We start from the raw sequence: 22126 nt of genomic DNA on the forward strand, positions 1-22126 counted from the left end.
ACCGTCCTGCCGCCGGGTCCGCGGCGCCGACCTGGCACGATGACAGGGTGACCGCACCGCTGACGCCGCATGACCCGCCCTCGAACGAGCCCGGGCCCGCAGCCGGGCCCACGGAGCCCGCGCTCCTCCCCGTGGACGAGGCCGAGCGCCGTGCCCAGACGCGCGCCGAACTGCGGCAGGCCGCGGTCGTCGCCGCGGTGGTGGCGGTCTCCGGCCTGCTGCTGGGACTGCTGTGGGCGTGGCTCGCGCCGAAGGTCCCGCTCATCTCGGACGGCAAGGCCGTCTACCTGAAGAACAGCGAGGGCGAGCAGGCCATCGGAGCCGACGGCACGTTCGCGCTGCTGGCCCTCGGATTCGGTGTGCTCAGCGGGGCCGTCGTCTTCTGGCTGCGGCGCCGCGGGGGCGTTCCGCTCGTGGTCGGGCTGGCCGCGGGCTCCTTCCTCGCCTCGCTCGTCGCCTGGCGCCTCGGCATGTGGCTGGGCCCCACGTCGGACGTGGTGGCGGCGGCCCGCGCGGCGGGGCGCGGCGTCGTCTTCGACGCCCCGCTCAAGCTGGCGGCGAAGGGCACGCTCCTGGCGTGGCCGCTCGCGGCGATGGCCGTCCATCTCGTGCTGACGGCGCTGTTCGGGCCGCGGGATCCGGAGCCGGTGCCGGACTGGACGTCCGGAGAGCCCGGGAATCCGGCCTGAGCCGAGTCCGGCACCGCCGGGCACCTCCAGTGGGGGTTGCGCGCCGTCGCGGCGGGGGTGATTCCCCTGACCCGCCCCTTCCCGAAACGGGGGGCAAGCCCCCCAGGCCCCCCGCAGGGGGAAACGGTGAAAGGGCGGGACCGGGGCATTCCCCTCCGCCGCAACGGCGGTGCACCACAGCGGTGAGAGTCCGGCGGAATCGTCGCCTCACCGGGGCCGGTACGTACCCTCGATCAGCGGGCCGGCTACGCCGGCCTGCGGCCGTGGTTCGCGCGGTTCTTCTTCAGGCGCCAGCGGCGCTTGCGGGTGCGCTTCGACATGGGCGTCCCTCCCGGGGTCGCGGGCCGCACGCGCGGCGGCCCGCTCCGACGGTCGTAGCCGAGGGACGGGCGGCCGTCCAGACCCCCCGCACCATCGGGGTCACCCGCGGGCGATCGGCGCGATCACCGCATCCGTGAGCGCGGCCAGGTCACCGGGCGAGAGCTCGACTTCCAGGCCCCGGCGCCCCGCCGAGACGCAGATGGTCGCGTGGGAGCGCGCGGAGGCGTCCAGCGCGGTCGGCAGCCGCCGGCGCTGACCGAGCGGCGAGATCCCGCCCCGTACGTACCCCGTCGTGCGCTCCGCGGCCGCCGGGTCGGCCATCGCCGCCCGCTTGCCGCCGACGGCCGCCGCGAGGGCCTTCAGGTCGAGGGAGCCGGAGACGGGCACGACGGCGACGGTCAGCGCGCCGTCGACCTCGGCGACGAGGGTCTTGAAGACCTGTGCCGGATCCCGCCCGAGGGCCTCCGCGGCCTCCGTCCCGTAGGACGCGGTGGCCGGGTCGTGGTCGTAGGAGTGCACGGTGAAGACGGTCCCCGCCTTCTCCAGGGCGACGATGGCCGGGGTCGAGCCCGCCCGCTGCTTGCGCGCCAAGAGTCCGTTCCGTCCGGTCAGTTGGGGTTCGTCGGCTGCCGGATCAGGTCCGTGGCCGGCAGGGAGGGGAGCTTACCGATCACCGCGGTCTCGGCGCGCAGCATTTTCAGCTCGCGCGCGAGCCGCGTCGCGGTGTCCGGGGTCTCCAGGAGCTGCTGCTTCGCCGGGGTGTCGAGCATGGCCGCCGCGGCGACGAGGTAGGAGAGCACGGACGGGTCGCCCGGCAGGTCGGTCTGCCCGGCGAGCGTGCGCTCGGTCGCCCCGGCGAGCCGCTTCTGGTAGGCGCGGAAGGCCCGGACGACCCCGGAGGCGAGCGCGCCCGCGCCTTCGCCCTGTTCCTCCGCGATGTCCTCGACCTCGCCCGTCAGGTACGGACCGGAGGCGTCGACCGACAGCAGTCGGAAGCGGGTGGTGCCGGTGGCGAGGACCTCGTACGTGCCGCCGGTGCGCTCCCGGATGGTGGCCGCCTCCGCCACGCAGCCGACGGTGTGGAACGCCTTGAGCGGGTCGGGGCCGAAGCCGGACGCCGGGCCGGGCTCGGGGCGGGCGCCCTCGGGCAGGCCGGGGGCCGTGGGCGCGACCTCGCTGCCGTCGCGGATGGCGACGACGCCGAAGCGGCGCGGTTCCTCCTCGGGGAGCGCCGACAGGTCGCGCATCAGCGCGCGGTACCGCTGCTCGAAGACGTTCAGGGGCAGGACGAGTCCGGGGAACAGCACCGAGTTCAGCGGGAAGAGGGGCAGGCGCGCGGTGGTCACAGCCGGTAAGCCTAATGGCCTGTGCACCGGTGCCGCCCCGGCGTTCACTGCCGGCGCAGCAGCCGGGAGGCGCCCGCCGCCACGGTCGTCGCGAGCACCCACCCGAGCAGGATCAGCACCGCGACCACCCACTGCGTGAGGCCCGTGGGCCGCCAGGCGTTGCCCTGCCCGAGGTCGATGACCGGCACGAGCAGATCGAGGGCGTACAGCCAGGGGTTCCAGGCGGGGCCCTCGCCCTCCTTCAGCGGCGGCACGGGCCGCAGGGTGAAGTAGACGGTGGCGGCGGCCCACAGCACGGCCATCCACACGGCCGCCCGGCCGGGCCGGTAGCCGTAGGCCACCATCCAGTCCTGGAGATAGCCCCAGGCCTTGCCGGCCGGGGGCAGCGTCTCGCGGCGGCGGCGCTGCTTGGCGAGGAGGACGGCCCGGGCGTCCGCGTCCTCGCCGCTGTCGCGCAGGGCGCCCGCCAGCTGTTCGTACGGCTCGGGGGCGTACTCGGGCGTGGCGGCGGCCACCCAATCCAGGCGCAGGCTCAAGGGGAAGTGGCCGAGCGGTATCAGCGTCTCGTAGGAGAAGCCGGCCATGACCAGGCTGCCGGGCCCGGGCCAGCTGTCGTAGCGGTCGACCAGGTTGGACACGCGGGCGCCGGAGAGCACCACGCGGCCGCGCTGCGCCCACTCGCCGAGGAAGCGCAGCTCGGGCGTCTGGATGCGGCGCAGCGACAGCTCCTGGTCGGCCTCCAGCGCGAACCGGGCCTCGCTGAAGTCGACGGCGTCGCCGAACCGGCCGTCGTCCAGTCGCACCCCGCCCCGGCACTCGAAGGCCTGCGTGCGGACGCCGTGCTGCGGGGTGGTGGTGATGCCGTACGGGGGAGTGGTGCCGGTGGTGAACGGATAGCCGCCGACCCCCGCGCCCGTGAGGTAGAGGGTGCGCTCCACGGTCAGCTGCGGGGCGTTGAAGGCGCGTCTGCCGTGGGGATTGCTCAGCGTGGAGCCGCGCAGGCTCAGCGAGACCCCTATCGTCGCGGCCCGCATGCTGAGCTCGCCGTACGAGCGCATCATCTCCGCCTGCATGTCCTGCCCGACGCTCATCCCGTCGGCCGCTATGGAGACCCCGCGCCGGTCGGGGCGCACGACCAGCTGGTTGAGCAGGAGGTCGGTGCCTATCTGGGCGTCGGTCAGCCGTATGCCGCGCCGGACGACGCACCGCGGCAGGTGCAGGTCGCCCTCGGTGCGCAGCCGGGCGGCCTCCAGCCGGGGGAGCGAGCAGGCGATCAGGCGCAGGGTGGTGAACTGGCTCTCGGGCAGGAGCACCTCCTGCTCGAAGCGGCAGTTGTGCAGCTCGACGTAGGGCACGACCGTGCCGCCGGAGAGGTCGAGCGTGCCGGTGATCTGCACGCCGTTCAGCTTGAGGGCGGCCACCCGGCCCGGCAGCGGGGGCGGGCCGTCCAGCAGGAGCAGGGCCACGACGCGGGCCCGCACGCTGCGCTCGGGGCCCCACGTGTGCGGGCCGCGCGGGTCGTTCCACTCGGGGCGGGGCGTGCGCAGGTCGTGCGTGCGGGCCGCGCGGAACGCCTTCCACATCGCCTGCTCGGTCGCGGTCAGCCCCAGCTCCGGCGGAGGGCCGCCGTCTCGCGGATCGGTCACGCTCCGCACCCCCTCCCGTCACGTGCACCTCGGTGTACCGTCCCCATTCCCTCCGGGTGACCGATTGAACACTCTCGGTGAAACACCTGTACCAGTGAGTGGTACGGGGCGCGGTGCGACGGGGCGGGTCTGAGACAATTACCGTGTGATCTCCCGAATCGATCTGCGCGGCGCCTCCTCCTCCGAGGCCGCTGTCGACCGCGACCTGCTGCCCCGAGCCGAACTCGACGTCGAGGCCGCCCTGGAGAAGGTGCGGCCCATCTGCGAGGACGTGCATCATCGCGGCACCGCGGCCCTGATCGACTACGCGGAGCGCTTCGACGGAGTGAAGATCGGCCAGGTGCGGGTCCCCACCGGGGCGATCACCAAGGCCCTGGAGGAGCTCGACCCGGCCGTCCGGGCCGCGCTGGAGGAGTCCATCCGCCGCGCCCGCATCGTCCACCGCGAGCAGCGCCGCACCGACAAGACCGTCCAGGTCGTGCCCGGCGGCACGGTCACCGAGCGCTGGGTCCCCGTCCAGCGCGTCGGGCTGTACGTGCCGGGCGGCCGGTCCGTCTACCCCTCGTCCGTGATCATGAACGTGGTGCCGGCCCAGGAGGCCGGCGTCGGCTCCATGGCCGTCTCCTCCCCGCCCCAGGCGGACTTCGGCGGCCTGCCGCACCCCACGATCCTGGCCGCCTGCGCGCTGCTGGGCATCGACGAGGTGTACGCCGCGGGCGGCGCCCAGGCCGTCGCCATGTTCGCCTACGGCACCGAGGAGTGCCGCCCGGTCAACATGGTCACCGGCCCGGGCAACATCTGGGTCGCCGCCGCCAAGCGGCTGCTCAAGGGCCGCATCGGCATCGACGCCGAGGCCGGCCCCACCGAGATCGCCATCCTCGCCGACGCCACCGCCGACCCCGTGCACGTCGCCGCCGACCTGATCAGCCAGGCCGAGCACGACCCGCTGGCCGCCTCCGTCCTCGTCACCGACTCGGAGGAGCTCGCGAACGCGGTCGAGAAGGAGCTCGGCACCCAGGTCGCCATGACCCGGCACATCGAGGACCGCATCGTGCCCGCGCTCTCCGGCCGCCAGTCCGGCATCGTCCTGGTCGACTCCGTCGACCACGGCCTCGCCGTCGTGGACGCCTACGGCGCCGAGCACCTGGAGATCCAGACCGCGGACGCCGCGGCCGTCGCCGCCCGCGTGCAGAACGCCGGCGCGATCTTCGTCGGCCCGTACGCCCCCGTCTCCCTCGGCGACTACGCCGCCGGCTCCAACCACGTGCTGCCCACCGGCGGCTGCGCCTGCCACTCCTCCGGGCTGTCCGTGCAGTCCTTCCTGCGCGGCATCCACGTTGTGGACTACACGCGGGAGGCCCTGGCCGAGGTCGCGGGCCACGTGGTGACGCTCGCCGAGGCCGAGGACCTGCCGGCGCACGGCGCGGCGGTCAAGGCACGGTTCGACTGGAAGGTCCCGGAAAGCAAGTGACCGGCATCGACGACCTCCCCATCCGGGACGAGCTGCGCGGCAAGTCCCCGTACGGCGCCCCCCAGCTCGACGTGCCCGTACGCCTGAACACCAACGAGAACCCCTACCCGCTGCCCGAGCCCCTCGTCGCCCGCATCGCCGAGCGCGTCGCCGAGGCCGCCCGCCACCTCAACCGCTACCCCGACCGGGACGCGGTCGAGCTGCGCACCGAGCTCGCCAGGTACCTCACCCGCACCGCGGGCCACGAGGTCACCATGGGACACGTCTGGGCCGCCAACGGCTCCAACGAGGTCCTCCAGCAGCTGCTCCAGGCCTTCGGCGGCCCCGGCCGCTCGGCCATGGGCTTCGAGCCCTCGTACTCGATGCACGCCCTGATCTCCCGCGGCACCGGCACCGGCTGGATCTCCGGCCCCCGCCGCGCGGACTTCACCATCGACGTCGAGGCGGCCGAGCGCGCCATCGCCGAGCACCGGCCCCACGTCGTCTTCGTCTGCTCGCCCAACAACCCCACGGGCACGGCGGTCGAGGCGGAGACGGTCCTGCGGCTGTACGAGGCCGCGCAGGCGGCCCGGCCGTCGCTCGTGGTCGTCGACGAGGCGTACGGCGAGTTCAGCCACCGCCCCTCGCTGCTGCCGCTCATCGAGGGCCGCCCGAACCTCGTCGTCTCCCGCACCATGTCCAAGGCCTTCGGCGCGGCCGGGCTCCGCCTCGGCTACCTCGCCGCGGACCCCGCGGTCGTCGACGCCGTCCAGCTCGTGCGCCTGCCGTACCACCTGTCGGCCGTCACCCAGGCCACGGCCCTCGCCGCCCTGGAGCACACCGACACCCTGCTCGGCTACGTCGAGCAGCTCAAGGCCGAACGCGACCGCCTCGTCACCGAGCTGCGCGCGATGGGCTGCGAGGTGACCGACTCGGACGCCAACTTCGTGCAGTTCGGCCGGTTCGCGGACAGCCCCGCCGCCTGGCGGGCCATCCTCGGCCACGGCGTGCTGGTCCGGGACAACGGCGTACCGGGGTGGCTGCGGGTCACCGCCGGCACCCCCGAGGAGAACGACGCCTTCCTGGACGCCGTACGCGCCATTCGCAAGGAGAACCACTCATGAGCCGCGTTGGGCGCGTCGAGCGCACCACCAAGGAGACGTCCGTCCTCGTCGAGATCGACCTCGACGGGACCGGGCAGGTCGACGTGTCGACCGGGGTCGGCTTCTACGACCACATGCTCGACCAGCTCGGCCGCCACGGCCTCTTCGACCTCACGGTCAAGACCGACGGCGACCTGCACATCGACACCCACCACACCATCGAGGACACCGCCCTCGCACTCGGCGCCGCCTTCAAGCAGGCCCTCGGCGACAAGGTGGGCATCTACCGCTTCGGCAACTGCACCGTGCCCCTGGACGAGTCCCTCGCCCAGGTCACCGTCGACCTCTCCGGCCGCCCCTACCTCGTGCACACCGAGCCCGAGAACATGGCGCCCATGATCGGCACGTACGACACGACGATGACCCGGCACATCCTGGAGTCCTTCGTCGCGCAGGCCCAGATCGCCCTGCACGTGCACGTCCCGTACGGGCGCAACGCCCACCACATCGTGGAGTGCCAGTTCAAGGCGCTCGCCCGGGCCCTGCGCTACGCGTCCGAGCGCGACCCGCGCGCAGCCGGAATCCTCCCCTCCACGAAGGGCGCCCTGTGAACGGCCTCAACACCACGCTCATCGTCGTCGGCCTCTTCCTCGTCGGCGGCATCATCTCCTTCCTCAAGCAGGGCATGCCCAAGGGCATCATCGTGCTCCTCGGCATAGGCGCCGCGATGTGCCTGGCCGCCGGCACCCTCCGCATCGAAGGACTCTGGTCATGAGCGCCCCGAAGAAGGTCGTCGTCTTCGACTACGGCTTCGGCAACGTCCGCTCCGCCGAGCGCGCCCTCGCCCACGTCGGCGCGGACGTCGAGATCACCGGCGACTACGAAAAGGCCATGAACGCCGACGGCCTCCTCGTGCCCGGCGTCGGCGCGTTCGCCGCCTGCATGCAGGGCCTGCGCTCCGCCCGCGGCGACTGGATCGTCGGCCGCCGCCTCTCCGGAGGCCGCCCCGTGATGGGCATCTGCGTCGGCATGCAGATCCTCTTCGAGCGCGGCATCGAGCACGGCGTGGAGACCGAAGGCCTCGACGAGTGGCCCGGCCTCGTGGAGCCCCTCAAGGCCGACGTCGTCCCGCACATGGGCTGGAACACCGTCACCCCCGCCGCGGACTCCCAGCTCTTCGCCGGCCTCGGCGCGGACACCCGCTACTACTTCGTGCACTCCTACGCGGTGCGCGAGTGGAGCCTGGAAGTGACCAACCCCAACATCCGCGCCCCCAAGGTCACCTGGGCCACGCACGGCGAGCCCTTCGTCGCCGCCGTGGAGAACGGTCCCCTGTGGGCCACCCAGTTCCACCCCGAGAAGTCCGGCGACGCCGGAGCGACGCTGCTCCGCAACTGGCTGGGAACGCTGTGACCCGCCTCGCCGTCTCCGCCCCGGCGGAGCGCTGCGCCCGGTCCGCCCCCGACACCACCGTAAGGTCGTACTCATGACGCACCGCCTCGAACTGCTCCCCGCCGTCGACGTCCGCGACGGCCAGGCCGTGCGCCTCGTCCACGGCGAGTCCGGCTCCGAGACGTCGTACGGTGCCCCGCTCGCCGCCGCGCAGGAGTGGCAGCGCTCCGGCGCCGAGTGGCTGCACCTCGTCGACCTCGACGCCGCGTTCGGCACCGGCGACAACCGCGAGCTCATCGCCCAGGTGGCCGGGGCCATGGACATCAAGGTCGAGTTGTCCGGCGGCATCCGCGACGACGCCTCGCTCGCCGCCGCCCTCGCCACCGGCTGCACTCGCGTCAACCTCGGCACCGCCGCCCTGGAGACCCCCGAGTGGGTCGCCAAGGTCATCGCCGAGCACGGCGACAAGATCGCGGTCGGCCTCGACGTCCGCGGCACCACCCTGCGCGGCCGCGGCTGGACCCGCGACGGCGGCGACCTCTACGAGACCCTCGCCCGCCTCGACCGCGAGGGCTGCGCCCGCTACGTCGTCACCGACATCGCCAAGGACGGCACCCTCCAGGGCCCCAACCTGGAGCTGCTGAAGAACGTCTGCGCCGCCACCGACAAGCCGGTCGTGGCCTCCGGCGGGGTTTCGTCCCTTGACGATCTGCGCGCGATTGCCAACCTGGTACCGGAGGGTGTCGAAGGCGCCATCGTCGGAAAGGCCCTCTACGCCAAGGCGTTCACCTTGGAAGAGGCCCTGGAGGCTGTGTCCGCATGACCGAAGCCGTGCAGCGTGTGCAGAGCGACAGTCCCTGGGAAGAGGCCTTCGGTTGTGCGCGCGCGGTCGCGGCGGGAGACCGTGTGCTGGTGGCGGGAACCCTGCCGTTCAACGGCTCCGTGCTGCACGGGGAGGGTGACCCCTACGAGCAGGCCAGGGCGGCCTTCGGCAATGCCCTCGCGGAGCTGGAGCGGTTCGGTCTCGGCGCCGACGCCGTCGTCCGCACCCGGATGTACCTGACCCACGCGCGGGACGTGGACGCGGTCGCCCGCGCCCACAAGGAGCTCTTCGACGCCGTACGGCCCGTCGCGACCCTGGCGGTCGTCTCCGGCTTCGTCGACTCGCGCGTACTGGTCGAAGTAGAAGTAGAAGCGTACCGAGGAGCAACGAGCACATGACCCTGGCGGTCCGAGTCATCCCCTGCCTGGACGTCGACAACGGCCGGGTCGTCAAGGGCGTCAACTTCCAGAACCTGCGCGACGCGGGCGACCCCGTGGAAATGGCCAAGGTCTACGGGCAGGAGGGCGCCGACGAGCTGACGTTCCTCGACATCACCGCCTCCTCCGGCAACCGCGAGACCACCTACGACGTGGTGCGCCGCACCGCCGAGCAGGTGTTCATCCCGCTGACCGTCGGCGGCGGCGTCCGCACCGCGGCCGACGTCGACAAGCTGCTGCGGGCCGGCGCCGACAAGGTCGGCGTCAACACGGCGGCCATCGAGCGGCCCGAGCTGATCCGGGAGATCGCCGAGCGCTTCGGCCGGCAGGTCCTCGTCCTGTCGGTCGACGCCCGCCGGACCCCCTCCGGCAGTTTCGAGGTCACCACCCACGGCGGCCGTCGCGGCACCGGCCTCGACGCCGTCGGGTGGGCCCACCGCGCGGCGGAGCTCGGTGCCGGCGAGATCCTGCTGAACTCTATGGACGCCGACGGCACGAAGGACGGCTACGACACCGAGATGATCCGTGCCGTGCGCAAGCACGTCACGGTCCCGGTCATCGCGAGCGGCGGCGCGGGCCGCCTGGAGCACTTCGCCCCGGCGGTGGAGGCGGGCGCGGACGCGGTCCTGGCCGCGTCGGTCTTCCACTTCGGCGACCTGCGGATCGCCGACGTCAAGACGGCCTTGCGCGAGTCGGGCCACCCGGTCCGGTAGGGGCGTCCGCCGAACGCTCAGTCCCGGATCAGCAGGAAGACCGCCCCCACCACCAGCGCCAGGGCGATCGCCGCGACCCCGTACGACAGCCGGTGGTGCCGCACCACGGGGAGGTACGCGTCCGCCGCGTACCTCCCGGGGCCCGTGAGCGCGAGCGCCGCCGCCGAGACGGCGACCAGCAGGGTGAACTCCACGCCCTTCGGCAGCAGGAAACCGCCCTCCCACGTCACCCCGAGCGCATTGACCATCGTGCCCAGCACGGCGGCCGCGGCGAGCGGCGTGAGGAGCCCGAGGAAGAGGCCCGCGCCGCCGAGCGTCTCGCTGAGGCCGGCGACGACGGCCATCGCCTCGGGCGCTGGATAGCCCCAGGCCTCGAAGCCCTTCGCCGTCCCGTCGAGGCCGGGCCCGTCGAACCAGCCGAAGAGCTTCTGCGTGCCGTGCGCGACCATGATGATGCCGAGCATCAGCCGCAGGAGCAGGACCCCGAGCGAGAAGCCGGCCGGGGAGAGCGCGGCGGCAGCCGGGGCGGAGCGGGCGGGTCTGCTGATGTAGGCCATGGAGGGGGCACCTCTGGGGGTCGGGGTCCGGCACGGACCCTCAGATTCCCAGCCGTGCCCCCTCCAGCTTCGCCACCGCGTCCTTGTCGCCCTCAAGCTCCACCCGGGCGGCGGCCTGGCGGCCGAAGGCGAAGAGGGTCAGCTCGCCGGGTTCCCCGGTGACGGTGACCACGGGCGTGCCGCGCTGCGCGACCGCCGTGCGGCCGTCGGGACGGCGCAGGACCAGGCCGACGGGGGAGCGGCGGCCGAGCATCCGGGTCACCCGCTCCAGGCGGGTCCACAGGGCGTCCGCGAAGACGGGGTCCACCTCGCGCGGGGCCCAGTCCTCCTGGGCCCGGCGCACGTCCTCGGCGTGCACGTAGAACTCGATGGTGTTCGCGGCCTCGTCGATCTGCTTGAGGGCGTACGGCGACAGCCGCGGCGGCCCGGTGCGGATGAGCTGGATCAGCTCCTCGTACGGCTTGGCGGCGAACTCCGCCTGCACCCGCTCCAGGCGCGCGGCCAGCGGTCGGAACACGAGCCCGGCGGCGGCGTCGGAGCGGCGTTCCCGCACGACGACGTGGGCCGCCAGGTCACGCGTCCGCCAGCCGTCGCAGAGCGTCGGTGCGTTCGGGCCCGCCGACTCCAACAGATCGGCGAGGAGCAGACGTTCGCGCTGGGCGTGGGTCGACATGGCGCCACCCTACGGCCGGCGCCCCGCCGCTGCCACGCCCCGCGGCTACTTGGGCAGCGGCGCGTCCATCTTCTGGCCGCCCTGAGAGACGCTCAGCGTCATCGAGCACGTGATCTGGTCCTGGCCGCGGGAGTAGGTGACCGGGGTCGGGTAGAGCACGTACGAGTAGTAGTTCTTGCCGTCGGTTATGGAGCGCATCCGGTCCTGTGCGTCCTTCTTGCACATCTCGCGGGCCTTGGTCTGGATGTCCAGCTCGGAGTCGAACTTGCCGGTCAGGGTCTCGTTGGCGATGACCTCGCCGTCGTGCGGACCGCTGCACGGCTTCGTCTTCACCTCGGTGAGGCCGAGGGACATGCGCGGGTGGTCGAAGCACTGGCCGGGCTTCAGGACCACGTACGGCACGCGGGACACCGACGGGGAAGAGGAGGACGCGGACGGGTCGGGGTTCGACGGGTCGGCGCCCGGACCGCCCGGGTCGGCGCTCGGCGCGGAGGGCGCGGCCGACGGGCTCGACGAGCCGTTCGGCTTGGCGACCGGGTCCTTCTTGCCCTTGTCGCCGCTCGCGGTCAGCAGGATGCCGCCCGCGACGAGACCGACCACCAGCACGCCGCCGATGACGATCGCGGCGACCTTCGCACCCTTGTTGCCCGAGGGCGGGGGCGGCATCGGCGGGGCGAACTGCTGGCCGTACTGCTGCTGCCCGTACTGACCGAAGCCCGGCTGCTGGCCCGGCTGGCCGAATCCCGGCTGCTGTCCGTACCCCTGCGGTGCTTGCGGCTGTCCGTAGGGCGGGGCGGGCGGCTGGGCTGACGGCGGCCCGAACTGCTGCGGCGGGCCGAACCCACCGCCGCCACCGGGCGGCTGCGGGGAGTTCGAGGGCGGAGTACTCATGGGCGAAGCATGCCGTACGCCACTGACACCGCCGCCCGGGGGGTCCCGGCCCGTCCGCGCGGCAGAATGGACCCATGACCGGCAACACCGCCCCCGCGTCCTCCCTCGACCCCGCCATCGCCGCACGCCTCAAGCGCAGTGCCGACGGGCTCGTCCCCGCCATCGCCCAGCAGTACGACACCGGCGAGGTCCTCATGCTCGGCTGGATGGACGACGAGGCGCTCCACCGCACCCTCACCACCGGCCGCTGCACCTACTGGAGCCGCAGCCGGCAGGAGTACTGGGTCAAGGGCGACACGTCCGGACACGTCCAGCACGTGAAGTCCGTGGCCCTCGACTGCGACGCGGACACCCTCCTCGTCAAGGTCGACCAGACCGGCGCCGCCTGCCACACAGGCGACCGCACCTGTTTCGATGCCGGCGTCCTCCCGCTCGGCCAGTAGGCTCCGCTGCCATGGCTGCCACGACCACCGGTGACGTCACGCCGGACGCCGAGACCTTCCGTACGCTCGCGAAGGACCGCCGGGTCATCCCCGTCACCCGGCGCTTCCTCGCCGACGGCGACACGCCCGTCGGCCTGTACCGCAAGCTCGCCGCCGAGCGGCCGGGCACCTTCCTGCTGGAGTCCGCCGAGAACGGCCGCACCTGGTCGCGCTACTCCTTCGTGGGCGTCCGCAGCTCCGCGACGCTCACCGCGCGGGGCGGCCGGACGCACTGGCTGGGCGCCCCGCCCGTCGGCGTGCCCACCGACGGCGACCCGCTGGAGGCGCTGCGCGCGACCGTGGCCGCCCTGCACACCCCGCGCGACCTCATGGAGGGCGCCGGGCTGCCGCCCTTCACCGGCGGCATGGTGGGCTACCTCGGCTACGACGTCGTCCGCCGCCTGGAGAAGATCGGCGAGCACGGCGGCGAGGACCGCGACCCGCTCGGCCTGCCCGAGCTCACCATGCTCCTCACCTCCGACCTCGCCGTCCTCGACCACTGGAACGGCACCGTCCTGCTGATCGCCAACGCGATCAACCACAACGACCTCGACAGCGGCGTGGACGAGGCGTACGCGGACGCCGTCGCCCGGCTCGACGCCATGGCCGCCGACCTCCGCCGGCCCGCGCCCTCGGCCCCCACCGCCCTGCCGCCCTCCGAGCTGCCCGGGTACACCGCCCGCTGGGGCGGCCCCGACTACATGGCGGCCGTCGAGGACATCAAGGAGCGCATCCGCGCCGGCGAGGCCTTCCAGGTCGTGCCCTCACAGCGCTTCGAGACGCCCTGCACGGCCTCCGCGCTCGACGTCTACCGCGTGCTGCGGGCCACGAACCCCAGCCCGTACATGTACCTGTTCCGGTTCGACGGCTTCGACGTCGTCGGCTCCAGCCCCGAGGCCCTCGTCAAGGTCGAGGACGGGCAGGCCATGGTGCACCCCATCGCCGGCACCCGGCCGCGCGGCGCCACCCCGCAGGCGGACGCGGCCCTCGCCGAGGAGCTCCTCGGCGACGCCAAGGAGCGCGCCGAGCACCTCATGCTCGTCGACCTCGGCCGCAACGACCTCGGACGGGTCTGCGAGCCCGGCAGCGTCGAGGTCGTCGACTTCATGTCGATCGAGCGCTACAGCCACGTGATGCACATCGTCTCCACGGTCACCGGCCGCGTGGCCGCCGGGCGCACCGCCTTCGACGTGCTCACCGCCTGCTTCCCCGCCGGCACGCTCTCCGGCGCGCCCAAGCCGCGGGCCATGCAGATCATCGAGGAGCTGGAGCCGTCGCGGCGCGGCCTCTACGGCGGCTGCGTCGGCTACCTGGACTTCGCGGGGGACTCCGACACCGCCATCGCCATCCGCACCGCCGTCCTGAAGGAGGGCACGGCCTACGTCCAGGCCGGCGCGGGCGTCGTCGCCGACTCGGACCCGGCCGCGGAGGACGCGGAGTGCCGCAACAAGGCGGCGGCGGTGCTGCGCGCCGTGCACTCGGCGAACCGGCTGGCCTAGCGTGACCCCGGCAGCACCGCAAACACCCCCACAAGGGATAGTGGACCCGTGAGCAAAGCCGTAACCCCCCGCCGCGGAACCGTCGGCACCGCACTGCTCCTGGGCGCCGCCGGCGCCGCCCTCGCCCTGCTCGCGGGCGGCCGCACCTGGGCCGAGGGCACGACGACCGTCGCCCAGAGCACCGTCACCAAGCACGTCAGCGGCCAGGACGTCACGGGCCTGCCCGGCGCCCTCGCCATCGTGGGCCTCGCCGCCCTCGTCGCGGTCTTCGCCGTCCGCGGCGTCTGGCGCACCGTGGTGTCCGCCGGCCTCGTCCTCGCGGGCGCGGGCGTCGTCGCCGGCGCGGTCACGGGCGCGGGCGACACCTCCGCCCTGGAGGAGCAGGCCGCCAAGGCCAACGGCCTCACCAGCGGCGCCGTCGACCACGTCACCCACACCGCCTGGCCGTGGGTCGCCTTTGCGGGCGGTGTCCTGCTGCTGCTCGCCGGCCTCCTCGCCCTGCGCTTCGGCCGCCACTGGCCGGCCATGTCCAACCGCTACGAGCGCGACGGCACCCCCCGCCCGCGCCGCGTCCGGACGGCCCCGGACCCCGAGCGGCCCGAGGAGCTGTGGAAGGCCCTCGACCGCGGCGAGGACCCGACGAGGGCGTGACACGCCCTACCGCCTCCCCCCGGATCGAGGCGGCCCCGGCCGTCGGGGACAATGACCATGAGCGTTCTCCGCGCCCGCGGGCGCGCCACAGCAACGAGGAGTCTTAGTCATGGCGGGTACCAGCCACGGACACACCCCGGCCGCCTGGACCGGTGTCACCATCGCCTTCATCGGCTTCTGCGTCTCCGGTGCCTTCACCGTGGCCGCCAAGCCGGTCGGCTTCTGGGCCGGCATCGCCATCATTGCCATCGGCGGCATCGTCGGCGGCGTCATGAGCATGATGGGCATGGGCATGCCTAAGCGGGCTCCTCTGAAGGTGGCCGGGCAGACGAACCAGGGCTGACCCGCCCTCCGCTGACGCCCCGAGGCGCGGCCCCGGGCCCGTACGACCCCCGTGCGACGGCTCTGAGCTGCGCCTTCGTGCTGTCCGGCGGAGACTGTGCCCTGTGAAGGGCTGGACGAGGGGCCGGGTGAGGGACGGCGCGCGCCGGCTGGCCGCCCCGCTGGGCGTCGCGGCCGGCCTCGCCGCGGCCGCCGGCTACGTAGCGGCCGTGGACCCCAACCGCCCCGGCCGCTACCCGGCCTGCCCCCTGCTGCGCTGCACGGGCCTGTACTGCCCGGGCTGCGGCGGGCTGCGCGGCCTCCACGCCCTCACCCACGGCGACCTCCCCGGCGCGCTCGGGGCCAACGCCCTGGCCGTCGCCGCGTACGCCGCGTTCGCCGTCTTCTGGTGCGTGTGGTTCACCAGGGCCCTGCGGGGCCGCGGGGGCGTGTCGCTGTCGCCGCGCGCCCGCCATTGGTGGGGCCTCGGCGCCGTCGTCCTGCTCTTCACGGTCCTGCGGAACCTGCCCGCGGGTGCCGCCCTCGCCCCCTAGCGGGTGTCCGGCGGGCGGCAGCTCCGGTCCACACTCCGGGACCCGCGTCAACCGGATGCGAAACCTTCGCCCGGCGGCAAGTACCATCGCAAGACCTGGTGGGGGAGGATTCCCGCCGCACCAGCCCAGACCATCCGAGTCCGGAAGGGGGCCGCTCGCGTGAGTGTGCTCGACGAGATCATCGAGGGCGTCCGTGCCGACCTCGCGGAGCGGCAGGCGCGCGTCAGCCTCGACGAGCTCAAGGAGCGGGCCGCCAGGGCTCCGGAGGCCAGGGACGGCGTCGCAGCCCTCCGCGGCGAGAACGTCGGCGTGATCTGCGAAGTCAAGCGGTCCAGCCCCTCCAAGGGCGCGCTGGCCGCGATCGCCGACCCCGCCGGCCTCGCCGCCGACTACGAGGCGGGCGGCGCGTCCGTCATCAGCGTCCTGACCGAGGAGCGCCGCTTCGGCGGCTCGCTGGCCGACCTGGAGGCCGTCCGCGCCCGGGTCGACATCCCCATCCTCCGCAAGGACTTCATCGTCACCGCCTACCAGCTGTGGGAGGCCCGCGCCTACGGCGCCGACCTCGTCCTGCTGATCGTCGCCGCGCTGGAGCAGGAGGCCCTGGTCTCCCTCATCGAGCGCGCCGAGTCGATCGGCCTCACGCCGCTGGTCGAGGTGCACGACGAGGAGGAGGTCCAGCGCGCGGTGGACGCCGGCGCGCGGATCATCGGCGTCAACGCCCGCAACCTCAAGACCCTCGAGGTGGACCGGGGCACCTTCGCCCGGGTCGCCCCGGAGATCCCGGACGGCATCATCAAGATCGCCGAGTCCGGCGTGCGCGGCCCGCACGACCTCATCGCCTACGCCAACGACGGCGCCGACGCGGTGCTGGTGGGCGAGTCCCTGGTCACCGGCCGCGACCCCAAGGGGGCCGTCGCCGACCTGGTCGCCGCGGGCGCGCACCCCGCGCTGCGGCACGGCAGGGGCTGACGCCCCGGATGTCCGGCCGCCGCACCCGCCGCACAGGGCCGGGCCGACGCCCGGCTCCCGCCGGAGTGCCCGCGGCCGGGCTGCTTGCGCAGGCCCCTTACGCCCGCCTGGCGCGAGGCTGCCGCCCTCGGGGCTGCCGCGCGCCCGCGCGTCGCGTCCGGGGGCGCAGAGTGAGGTACCACATCGGCTGCGAGCCGGGTCAGGTCAACGGGCGCCGATGGCGTGGCTGAGCACCAGCTCAGTGATCACGTCAACCTCACTCATCTCCTGAGGAGACCGGCATGCCCAGCGAATTCTTCGTCCCGGACCCGGAGGGTCTGATTCCAAGCGCCGAAGGATACTTCGGCGCGTTCGGCGGCAAGTTCATCCCGGAGGCCCTCGTCGCCGCCGTCGACGAGGTCGCCGCCGAGTACGAGAAGGCCAAGGCGGACCCCGCCTTCGCCGCCGAGCTCAACGACCTGATGGTCAATTACACCGGCCGCCCCAGCGCCCTCACCGAGGTGCCGCGCTTCGCCGAGCACGCCGGCGGCGCCCGGGTCTTCCTCAAGCGCGAGGACCTCAACCACACCGGCTCGCACAAGATCAACAACGTGCTGGGCCAGGCCCTGCTCACCAAGCGTATGGGCAAGACCCGCGTCATCGCCGAGACCGGCGCCGGCCAGCACGGCGTCGCCACCGCCACCGCCTGCGCCCTCTTCGGCCTCGAATGCACCATCTACATGGGCGAGGTCGACACGCAGCGCCAGGCGCTGAACGTCGCCCGGATGCGGATGCTCGGCGCCGAGGTCATCGCCGTGAAGTCCGGCAGCCGCACCCTGAAGGACGCCATCAACGAGGCGTTCCGCGACTGGGTCGCCAACGTCGACCGCACCCACTACCTCTTCGGCACGGTCGCCGGCCCGCACCCCTTCCCGGCCCTCGTGCGCGACTTCCACCGCGTCATCGGCGTCGAGGCGCGCCGCCAGATCCTGGAGCGCACCGGCCGCCTGCCGGACGCCGCCGTGGCCTGCGTGGGCGGCGGCTCCAACGCCATCGGCCTCTTCCACGCCTTCCTCCCCGACGAGGGCGTGCGCCTGATCGGCTGCGAGCCCGGCGGCCACGGCCTCGCCACCGGCGAGCACGCGGCCACCCTCACCGCCGGCACCCCCGGCATCCTGCACGGCTCCCGCAGCTACGTCCTGCAGGACGAGGACGGCCAGATCACCGAGCCGTACTCGATCTCGGCCGGCCTCGACTACCCCGGCATCGGCCCGGAGCACTCCTACCTCAAGGACGCCGGCCGCGCCGAGTACCGGGCCGTCACCGACGACGAGGCCATGCAGGCCCTGCGCCTGCTCTCGCGCACCGAGGGCATCATCCCGGCCATCGAGAGCGCGCACGCGCTCGCCGGGGCCCTGGAGATCGGCAAGGAGCTGGGCGAGGACGGGCTGATCCTCGTCAACCTCTCCGGCCGCGGCGACAAGGACATGGACACGGCGGCCCGCTACTTCGGGCTGTACGACAACGAGGCGGGGGAGCGGTAATGGCGGGCAACATCGAACTGCTGAGCTCCGTGCTGGCCGCGGCCAAGGCGGAGAACCGCGCCGCGCTCGTCGGCTACCTCCCCGCCGGCTTCCCCACCGTGGACGACGGCGTACGGGCCGTCACGGCGATGCTCGACGGCGGCTGCGACGTCGTCGAGGTCGGCCTGCCGCACAGCGACCCGGTCCTCGACGGCCCGGTCATCCAGACCGCCGACGACATCGCCCTGCGCGGCGGCATCAAGATCACCGACGTCATCCGCACGGTCAAGGAAGCACACGAGATCACGGGCGCGCCCGTGCTGTGCATGACGTACTGGAACCCGGTCGACGCCTACGGCGTGGAGCGGTTCGCCGCCGACCTCGCTGCCGCCGGCGGAGCGGGCTGCATCCTGCCCGACCTGCCGGTCGAGGAGTCCGAGGCCTGGCGCAAGGCCGCCGAGCAGCACGGCCTCGCCACCGTCTTCGTGGTAGCGCCCAGCAGCCGCGACGAACGCCTCGCCAAGATCACGGCGGCGGGCAGCGGCTTCGTGTACGCGGCCTCGCTGATGGGCGTCACCGGCACCCGGGAGTCCGTGGGCAACGAGGCGCAGGAGCTGGTGCGGCGCACGCGCGCGGTCACCGAGCTGCCGGTCTGCGTCGGTCTCGGCGTCTCCAACGCCGCCCAGGCCGCGGAGGTGGCCGCCTTCGCCGACGGCGTGATCGTCGGCTCGGCCTTCGTCAAGCGGCTCCTGGACGCGCCCGACCTGGAGACGGGCCTGGCCGCCGTCCGCGCCCTCGCGGGCGAGCTCGCCGAAGGCGTCCGCAAGCGCGGGTGACCCCTTCGCGCGGGTAACTCTTTTGAAGGAACCGGCGACCGGGGGCGCGCTGTGGCGCGCCCCCGGTTCGTTGTAGGGGGATGTGAGCCAGAAGAACTCGGACGGTAAGCGCAGCGCCCGCGAGCGGCTGCAGGAACAGCGCCAGCGCGAAGAGGCGAAAGGCAGGCGCAGGCGCACGCTGATCGCCGCCGCGGCCGTCGTCGCCGTGCTCGGCGCGGGCGCCGGGATCGCGGCGATCGTGGCGAAGACGGGCGGCGGCAAGAAGAAGGAGACCGCCGGCCCGCTCGTCGCCCCGCAGGGCGCCACCGGCAAGGACAGCGTGACCATCCCCGTCGGCAAGCCCGCCGCGAAGGCGGCCCTCGTGGTTTACGAGGACTTCCGCTGCCCCGCGTGCGCCCAGTTCGAGAACGGCTTCCGCGACACGGTCAACCAGCTCGAGCAGAAGGGCGAGCTCAAGGCCGAGTACCACATCGTCACACTGATCGACAGCAACCTCGGCGGCAGCGGCTCGCTCAACGCCGCCAACGCGGCGGCCTGCGCCCAGGACGCCGGAAAGTTCTCCGCCTACCACGACCTGCTCTACAAGAACCAGCCGCCGGAGACCGACGACGCCTTCGGCAAGAAGGCGCGCCTGCTGGAGCTGGCCGGCCAGGTGCCGGGGCTGGACACGCCCGCCTTCCGCACGTGCGTGGACGACGGCACCCACGACAGCTGGGTGAAGAAGTCCCACGAGGCCTTCGGCAAGACCTCCTACCGCGCCACCCCGACCGTGCTCCTCAACGGCAAGAGCATCTATGCCGACCAGGCCAACCCGCTCACCCCGGACAAGCTGCGGCAGATGGTGGCGGAGGCCACGAAGGGCTGAGCGGGGCGCGCAGGGCGTTACGCAGCTGTTGCGCCGGGTGGGTTGCCGTTCCGTCGCCCCGGCAGGGTAGCGTCGGGGATGTCATGGAACTCGCATACATTCCCAGCCCCTCGACCGGCGTGGTCCACCTCGGCCCGGTCCCGCTGCGCGGCTATGCCTTCTGCATCATCATCGGCGTCTTCGTGGCGGTCTGGCTGGGCAACCGGCGCTGGATCGCCCGCGGCGGACGGGCGGGGACGGTAGCGGACATCGCCGTCTGGGCGGTGCCCTTCGGGCTCGTCGGCGGCCGGCTCTACCACGTCATCACCGACTACGAGCTGTACTTCGGCGAGGGCCGCAACTGGGTCAACGCCTTCAAGATCTGGGAGGGCGGCCTCGGCATCTGGGGCGCGGTCGCCCTCGGCGCGGTCGGTGCGTGGATCGGCTGCCGGCGCCGCGGCATCCCGCTGCCGGCCTGGGCGGACGCCCTCGCGCCCGGCCTCGCCGTGGCCCAGGCGATCGGCCGCTGGGGCAACTGGTTCAACCAGGAGCTCTACGGTAAGCCGACGGACCTGCCGTGGGCGCTGAAGATCGACGCCGACCCGGCGATCGGGCGGGTCGCGGGCACGTACCACCCGACGTTCCTGTACGAGTCGCTGTGGTGCCTGCTGATCGCGGGCCTGGTGATCTGGGCGGACCGCCGCTTCACGCTCGGGCACGGGCGGGCGTTCGCGCTGTACGTCGCCTCGTACACGGTGGGCCGCTTCTGGTTCGAGTACCTGCGCGTCGACGACGCCCACCACGTGCTGGGCCTGCGGCTCAACGGGTGGACGTCGATCGTGGTGTTCGTGGCGGCCGTCATCTACATGATCGTCTCCGCGAAGCGGGTCCCTGGCCGGGAGACCGTGGTGGAACCGGCGGTTCCCGGGGAGCCCGGCGAGGAACCGGTTGCCCCGGCCAAGCCGGGCGGTAATGGTGCCGCGCCCATGGAGGGCTCACCCCCCAACCCGAAAAAGCTCTGACCCCGGCACCGCCGGAACCCGCCGTAGTGGCCAGTCGCCGCCGCGGCGGGTTTTTCGCGCCCGCGGCGCGAGTCCCGTGCCAAGGGCGCAAAGGTCCCCGCCGCGACGGCGCGCAACTCCACCGGAGGTGTCCGGCGGCGCCGTGCCGCCCTGGGCCGTAGGTCCGCTGCCGGGTCGGCGCCCCTTGCCGCAGGCAAGCAGAATCCGCCGCGACTGCGCGCACCCCCCACCGGAGGTGCCCCGTGCCGGACGGCCTCAGGGCGTACGTTCTGCCAGGTCAGCCAGGCCTTCCTTGCTAGCGGATCACCCGCATCCTGCGTACCTTCGAACGCATCGGGGGGCGCACGGGCAAGCCGTCACGCCCCGGCGAAGGGAGCGAACCGGAGATGTCTGTCCTGGAAGCCGTTGCGGCACCGCACATAGCGCACCGCGACAACCACACCCACCGCGACGTGAACGGCGGCTGGCTCCGTCCCGCGGTGTTCGGTGCCATGGACGGGCTGGTCTCCAACGTCGCGCTGATGACGGGCGTGGCGGGCGGGGCCGCCTCCTCGGACACGATCGTGATCGCCGGCCTGGCGGGCCTCGCCGCCGGTGCGTTCTCGATGGCCGCCGGCGAGTACACGTCCGTGGCGTCGCAGCGCGAGCTCGTCCTCGCCGAGCTGGACGTGGAGCGCCGCGAGCTGCACAAGCACCCGGCCGACGAGCTGGCGGAGCTGGCCGCGCTCTACGAGTCGCGGGGCGTGGAGCCGAAGCTGGCGATGGAGGTCGCCATGCAGTTGTCCCGGGACCCGGAGCAGGCGCTGGAGATCCACGCCCGCGAGGAGCTCGGCATCGACCCCTCCGACCTTCCGTCGCCCATGGTCGCGGCGGTGTCGTCGTTCGGTTCGTTCGCGCTGGGCGCGCTCCTGCCCCTGCTGCCGTACCTGCTGGGGGCCACGCCCCTGTGGCCCGCGGTGCTGCTGGCGCTGCTCGGTCTCTTCGCCTGCGGCGCGGTCGTGGCCCGGGTGACGGCCCGCTCCTGGTGGTACAGCGGCCTGCGCCAGCTGTTCCTGGGTGCGGCCGCGGCGGGTGTGACTTACGCCCTCGGTATTGCCTTCGGCACTGCCTTGGGGTGATGCTTATGCGGGGTCCCGCATAACGTGCATGTGACGGAGCGGTTTCAGGCCCCCGACGACCGGGCACAATCCGGGAGCGCAGCGGGCAACGCCGCCCGCTCTGTGCTGTGTCCGGCGCCGCCGGTACGGGCGATCCCCAAAGACTTCCGGCAGCTCGCCGCATCACCTCGCAGCGTCCACATGCTGAACCGGTGCTTCCACTTTTCGGGAAGCAGCCCATCATGTAACCTGCACCAACTTCTTCCGCAGAGGGCCAATGTCGTCCCTCGGCACATGTACTGGCCGGC

The 22126-nt window shown here is 73.1% G+C and carries 27 protein-coding genes; 20 read left to right on the top strand and 7 right to left on the bottom strand.

What is annotated here, in order from left to right:
• The first annotated feature begins 47 nt into the window (after positions 1 to 47).
• Positions 48 to 689, top strand: a complete 642-nt coding sequence (locus IF61_RS0103625; RefSeq protein WP_043187622.1) for a hypothetical protein — start codon at positions 48 to 50, stop codon at positions 687 to 689.
• A 245-nt stretch (positions 690 to 934) separates the two neighbouring features.
• Here IF61_RS0103625 and IF61_RS37855 read toward each other — a convergent pair whose 3' ends face one another.
• From IF61_RS37855 to IF61_RS0103640, 4 genes are all read right to left on the bottom strand, one after another.
• A complete protein-coding gene (locus tag IF61_RS37855; RefSeq protein WP_430542707.1) occupies positions 935 to 1009 on the bottom strand; it encodes a 50S ribosomal protein bL37 in 75 nt (24 codons plus the stop codon).
• A gap of 100 nt (positions 1010 to 1109) precedes the next feature.
• Positions 1110 to 1601 (bottom strand): Cys-tRNA(Pro) deacylase, encoded by a 492-nt coding sequence (gene ybaK, locus IF61_RS0103630; RefSeq protein ID WP_030364732.1) that lies wholly within the window; start codon positions 1599 to 1601, stop codon positions 1110 to 1112.
• A 17-nt stretch (positions 1602 to 1618) separates the two neighbouring features.
• Positions 1619 to 2356, bottom strand: coding sequence for an LON peptidase substrate-binding domain-containing protein (locus IF61_RS0103635; RefSeq protein WP_030364733.1), 738 nt, complete (start codon positions 2354 to 2356; stop codon positions 1619 to 1621).
• A 44-nt stretch (positions 2357 to 2400) separates the two neighbouring features.
• Positions 2401 to 4002, bottom strand: a complete 1602-nt coding sequence (locus IF61_RS0103640; RefSeq protein ID WP_030364734.1) for a hypothetical protein — start codon at positions 4000 to 4002, stop codon at positions 2401 to 2403.
• 145 nt (positions 4003 to 4147) lie between these two features.
• Between IF61_RS0103640 and hisD the strand changes: the two genes are divergently transcribed.
• From hisD to hisF, 8 genes are all read left to right on the top strand, one after another.
• A complete protein-coding gene (gene hisD, locus IF61_RS0103645; RefSeq protein ID WP_030364735.1) occupies positions 4148 to 5473 on the top strand; it encodes a histidinol dehydrogenase in 1326 nt (441 codons plus the stop codon).
• A complete protein-coding gene (locus IF61_RS0103650) occupies positions 5470 to 6576 on the top strand; it encodes a histidinol-phosphate transaminase (RefSeq protein ID WP_030364736.1) in 1107 nt (368 codons plus the stop codon). Before hisD ends, IF61_RS0103650 begins: the two co-directional genes overlap by 4 nt.
• Positions 6573 to 7166: an imidazoleglycerol-phosphate dehydratase HisB gene (gene hisB, locus IF61_RS0103655; RefSeq protein ID WP_030364737.1), complete on the top strand. Its 594-nt coding sequence runs from the start codon at positions 6573 to 6575 to the stop codon at positions 7164 to 7166. The genes IF61_RS0103650 and hisB overlap by 4 nt, the downstream gene beginning before the upstream one ends.
• A complete protein-coding gene (locus IF61_RS36200; RefSeq protein ID WP_030364738.1) occupies positions 7163 to 7330 on the top strand; it encodes a hypothetical protein in 168 nt (55 codons plus the stop codon). The genes hisB and IF61_RS36200 overlap by 4 nt, the downstream gene beginning before the upstream one ends.
• Complete coding sequence (hisH, locus tag IF61_RS0103665) at positions 7327 to 7968, top strand: imidazole glycerol phosphate synthase subunit HisH (RefSeq protein WP_030364739.1); 642 nt, start codon at positions 7327 to 7329, stop codon at positions 7966 to 7968. Before IF61_RS36200 ends, hisH begins: the two co-directional genes overlap by 4 nt.
• A 73-nt stretch (positions 7969 to 8041) precedes the next feature.
• The gene (gene priA / locus IF61_RS0103670) at positions 8042 to 8770 is read left to right on the top strand and encodes a bifunctional 1-(5-phosphoribosyl)-5-((5-phosphoribosylamino)methylideneamino)imidazole-4-carboxamide isomerase/phosphoribosylanthranilate isomerase PriA (RefSeq protein WP_030364740.1); all 729 of its coding nucleotides are present in this window, start codon (positions 8042 to 8044) and stop codon (positions 8768 to 8770) included.
• Positions 8767 to 9168: a Rid family hydrolase gene (locus IF61_RS0103675; RefSeq protein ID WP_030364741.1), complete on the top strand. Its 402-nt coding sequence runs from the start codon at positions 8767 to 8769 to the stop codon at positions 9166 to 9168. Before priA ends, IF61_RS0103675 begins: the two co-directional genes overlap by 4 nt.
• Positions 9165 to 9920 carry an imidazole glycerol phosphate synthase subunit HisF gene (gene hisF, locus IF61_RS0103680; protein ID WP_030364742.1) on the top strand — a complete coding sequence of 252 codons (756 nt, stop codon included), beginning with the start codon at positions 9165 to 9167 and terminating at the stop codon, positions 9918 to 9920. Before IF61_RS0103675 ends, hisF begins: the two co-directional genes overlap by 4 nt.
• A gap of 17 nt (positions 9921 to 9937) precedes the next feature.
• Here hisF and IF61_RS0103685 read toward each other — a convergent pair whose 3' ends face one another.
• The 3 genes from IF61_RS0103685 to IF61_RS33165 are packed head-to-tail and all read right to left on the bottom strand — an operon-like array spanning position 9938 to position 12041.
• Complete coding sequence (locus tag IF61_RS0103685; RefSeq protein ID WP_030364743.1) at positions 9938 to 10477, bottom strand: DoxX family protein; 540 nt, start codon at positions 10475 to 10477, stop codon at positions 9938 to 9940.
• A 40-nt stretch (positions 10478 to 10517) separates the two neighbouring features.
• Entirely contained in the window at positions 10518 to 11150 is a 633-nt protein-coding gene (locus tag IF61_RS0103690; RefSeq protein ID WP_030364744.1) for a TIGR03085 family metal-binding protein, read from the bottom strand.
• Between the two features lie 45 nt (positions 11151 to 11195).
• Entirely contained in the window at positions 11196 to 12041 is an 846-nt protein-coding gene (locus IF61_RS33165) for a hypothetical protein (protein WP_157848538.1), read from the bottom strand.
• A gap of 74 nt (positions 12042 to 12115) precedes the next feature.
• Between IF61_RS33165 and hisI the strand changes: the two genes are divergently transcribed.
• The 11 genes from hisI (at position 12116) to IF61_RS0103750 (ending at position 21839) form a co-directional block, all read left to right on the top strand.
• Positions 12116 to 12484 (top strand): phosphoribosyl-AMP cyclohydrolase, encoded by a 369-nt coding sequence (gene hisI / locus IF61_RS0103700; RefSeq protein WP_030364746.1) that lies wholly within the window; start codon positions 12116 to 12118, stop codon positions 12482 to 12484.
• A gap of 11 nt (positions 12485 to 12495) precedes the next feature.
• Positions 12496 to 14022: an anthranilate synthase component I gene (locus IF61_RS0103705; RefSeq protein WP_030364747.1), complete on the top strand. Its 1527-nt coding sequence runs from the start codon at positions 12496 to 12498 to the stop codon at positions 14020 to 14022.
• 48 nt (positions 14023 to 14070) lie between these two features.
• Positions 14071 to 14673, top strand: coding sequence for a TIGR02234 family membrane protein (locus tag IF61_RS0103710; RefSeq protein WP_052392359.1), 603 nt, complete (start codon positions 14071 to 14073; stop codon positions 14671 to 14673).
• Between the two features lie 109 nt (positions 14674 to 14782).
• Positions 14783 to 15016, top strand: coding sequence for an HGxxPAAW family protein (locus tag IF61_RS0103715; protein WP_030364749.1), 234 nt, complete (start codon positions 14783 to 14785; stop codon positions 15014 to 15016).
• 103 nt (positions 15017 to 15119) lie between these two features.
• Positions 15120 to 15548 carry a DUF2752 domain-containing protein gene (locus IF61_RS0103720; protein ID WP_245684380.1) on the top strand — a complete coding sequence of 143 codons (429 nt, stop codon included), beginning with the start codon at positions 15120 to 15122 and terminating at the stop codon, positions 15546 to 15548.
• Positions 15549 to 15707: 159 nt separating this feature from the next.
• Positions 15708 to 16517, top strand: a complete 810-nt coding sequence (trpC, locus tag IF61_RS0103725) for an indole-3-glycerol phosphate synthase TrpC (RefSeq protein WP_030364751.1) — start codon at positions 15708 to 15710, stop codon at positions 16515 to 16517.
• Positions 16518 to 16798: 281 nt separating this feature from the next.
• Complete coding sequence (trpB, locus tag IF61_RS0103730) at positions 16799 to 18040, top strand: tryptophan synthase subunit beta (RefSeq protein ID WP_043187629.1); 1242 nt, start codon at positions 16799 to 16801, stop codon at positions 18038 to 18040.
• On the top strand, positions 18040 to 18855 hold the full coding sequence (trpA, locus tag IF61_RS0103735; RefSeq protein ID WP_030364753.1) for a tryptophan synthase subunit alpha: 816 nt from the start codon (positions 18040 to 18042) through the stop codon (positions 18853 to 18855). Before trpB ends, trpA begins: the two co-directional genes overlap by 1 nt.
• Positions 18856 to 18937: 82 nt before the next feature.
• The gene (locus tag IF61_RS0103740) at positions 18938 to 19720 is read left to right on the top strand and encodes a DsbA family protein (protein WP_030364754.1); all 783 of its coding nucleotides are present in this window, start codon (positions 18938 to 18940) and stop codon (positions 19718 to 19720) included.
• An 83-nt stretch (positions 19721 to 19803) separates the two neighbouring features.
• Complete coding sequence (gene lgt, locus IF61_RS0103745; protein ID WP_052392361.1) at positions 19804 to 20721, top strand: prolipoprotein diacylglyceryl transferase; 918 nt, start codon at positions 19804 to 19806, stop codon at positions 20719 to 20721.
• Between the two features lie 386 nt (positions 20722 to 21107).
• Positions 21108 to 21839 carry a VIT1/CCC1 transporter family protein gene (locus IF61_RS0103750; protein WP_030364756.1) on the top strand — a complete coding sequence of 244 codons (732 nt, stop codon included), beginning with the start codon at positions 21108 to 21110 and terminating at the stop codon, positions 21837 to 21839.
• The last annotated feature ends 287 nt before the right edge of the window (positions 21840 to 22126 follow it).

This window comes from Streptomyces roseoverticillatus (genome assembly GCF_000719265.1).
GTDB lineage: Bacteria > Actinomycetota > Actinomycetes > Streptomycetales > Streptomycetaceae > Streptomyces > Streptomyces roseoverticillatus.

Excerpts from the sequence above, each read along its gene's own strand:
- hisB (WP_030364737.1), top strand. The coding sequence starts at position 6,573 with ATGAGCCGCGTTGGGCGCGTCGAGCGCACCACCAAGGAGACGTCCGTC.
- hisH (WP_030364739.1), top strand. The coding sequence starts at position 7,327 with ATGAGCGCCCCGAAGAAGGTCGTCGTCTTCGACTACGGCTTCGGCAAC.
- priA (WP_030364740.1), top strand. The coding sequence starts at position 8,042 with ATGACGCACCGCCTCGAACTGCTCCCCGCCGTCGACGTCCGCGACGGC.
- IF61_RS0103675 (WP_030364741.1), top strand. The coding sequence starts at position 8,767 with ATGACCGAAGCCGTGCAGCGTGTGCAGAGCGACAGTCCCTGGGAAGAG.
- hisF (WP_030364742.1), top strand. The coding sequence starts at position 9,165 with ATGACCCTGGCGGTCCGAGTCATCCCCTGCCTGGACGTCGACAACGGC.
- IF61_RS0103685 (WP_030364743.1), bottom strand. The coding sequence starts at position 10,477 with ATGGCCTACATCAGCAGACCCGCCCGCTCCGCCCCGGCTGCCGCCGCG.
- IF61_RS0103690 (WP_030364744.1), bottom strand. The coding sequence starts at position 11,150 with ATGTCGACCCACGCCCAGCGCGAACGTCTGCTCCTCGCCGATCTGTTG.
- IF61_RS33165 (WP_157848538.1), bottom strand. The coding sequence starts at position 12,041 with ATGAGTACTCCGCCCTCGAACTCCCCGCAGCCGCCCGGTGGCGGCGGT.
- hisI (WP_030364746.1), top strand. The coding sequence starts at position 12,116 with ATGACCGGCAACACCGCCCCCGCGTCCTCCCTCGACCCCGCCATCGCC.
- IF61_RS0103705 (WP_030364747.1), top strand. The coding sequence starts at position 12,496 with ATGGCTGCCACGACCACCGGTGACGTCACGCCGGACGCCGAGACCTTC.
- IF61_RS0103715 (WP_030364749.1), top strand. The coding sequence starts at position 14,783 with ATGGCGGGTACCAGCCACGGACACACCCCGGCCGCCTGGACCGGTGTC.
- trpB (WP_043187629.1), top strand. The coding sequence starts at position 16,799 with ATGCCCAGCGAATTCTTCGTCCCGGACCCGGAGGGTCTGATTCCAAGC.
- trpA (WP_030364753.1), top strand. The coding sequence starts at position 18,040 with ATGGCGGGCAACATCGAACTGCTGAGCTCCGTGCTGGCCGCGGCCAAG.
- lgt (WP_052392361.1), top strand. The coding sequence starts at position 19,804 with ATGGAACTCGCATACATTCCCAGCCCCTCGACCGGCGTGGTCCACCTC.
- IF61_RS0103750 (WP_030364756.1), top strand. The coding sequence starts at position 21,108 with ATGTCTGTCCTGGAAGCCGTTGCGGCACCGCACATAGCGCACCGCGAC.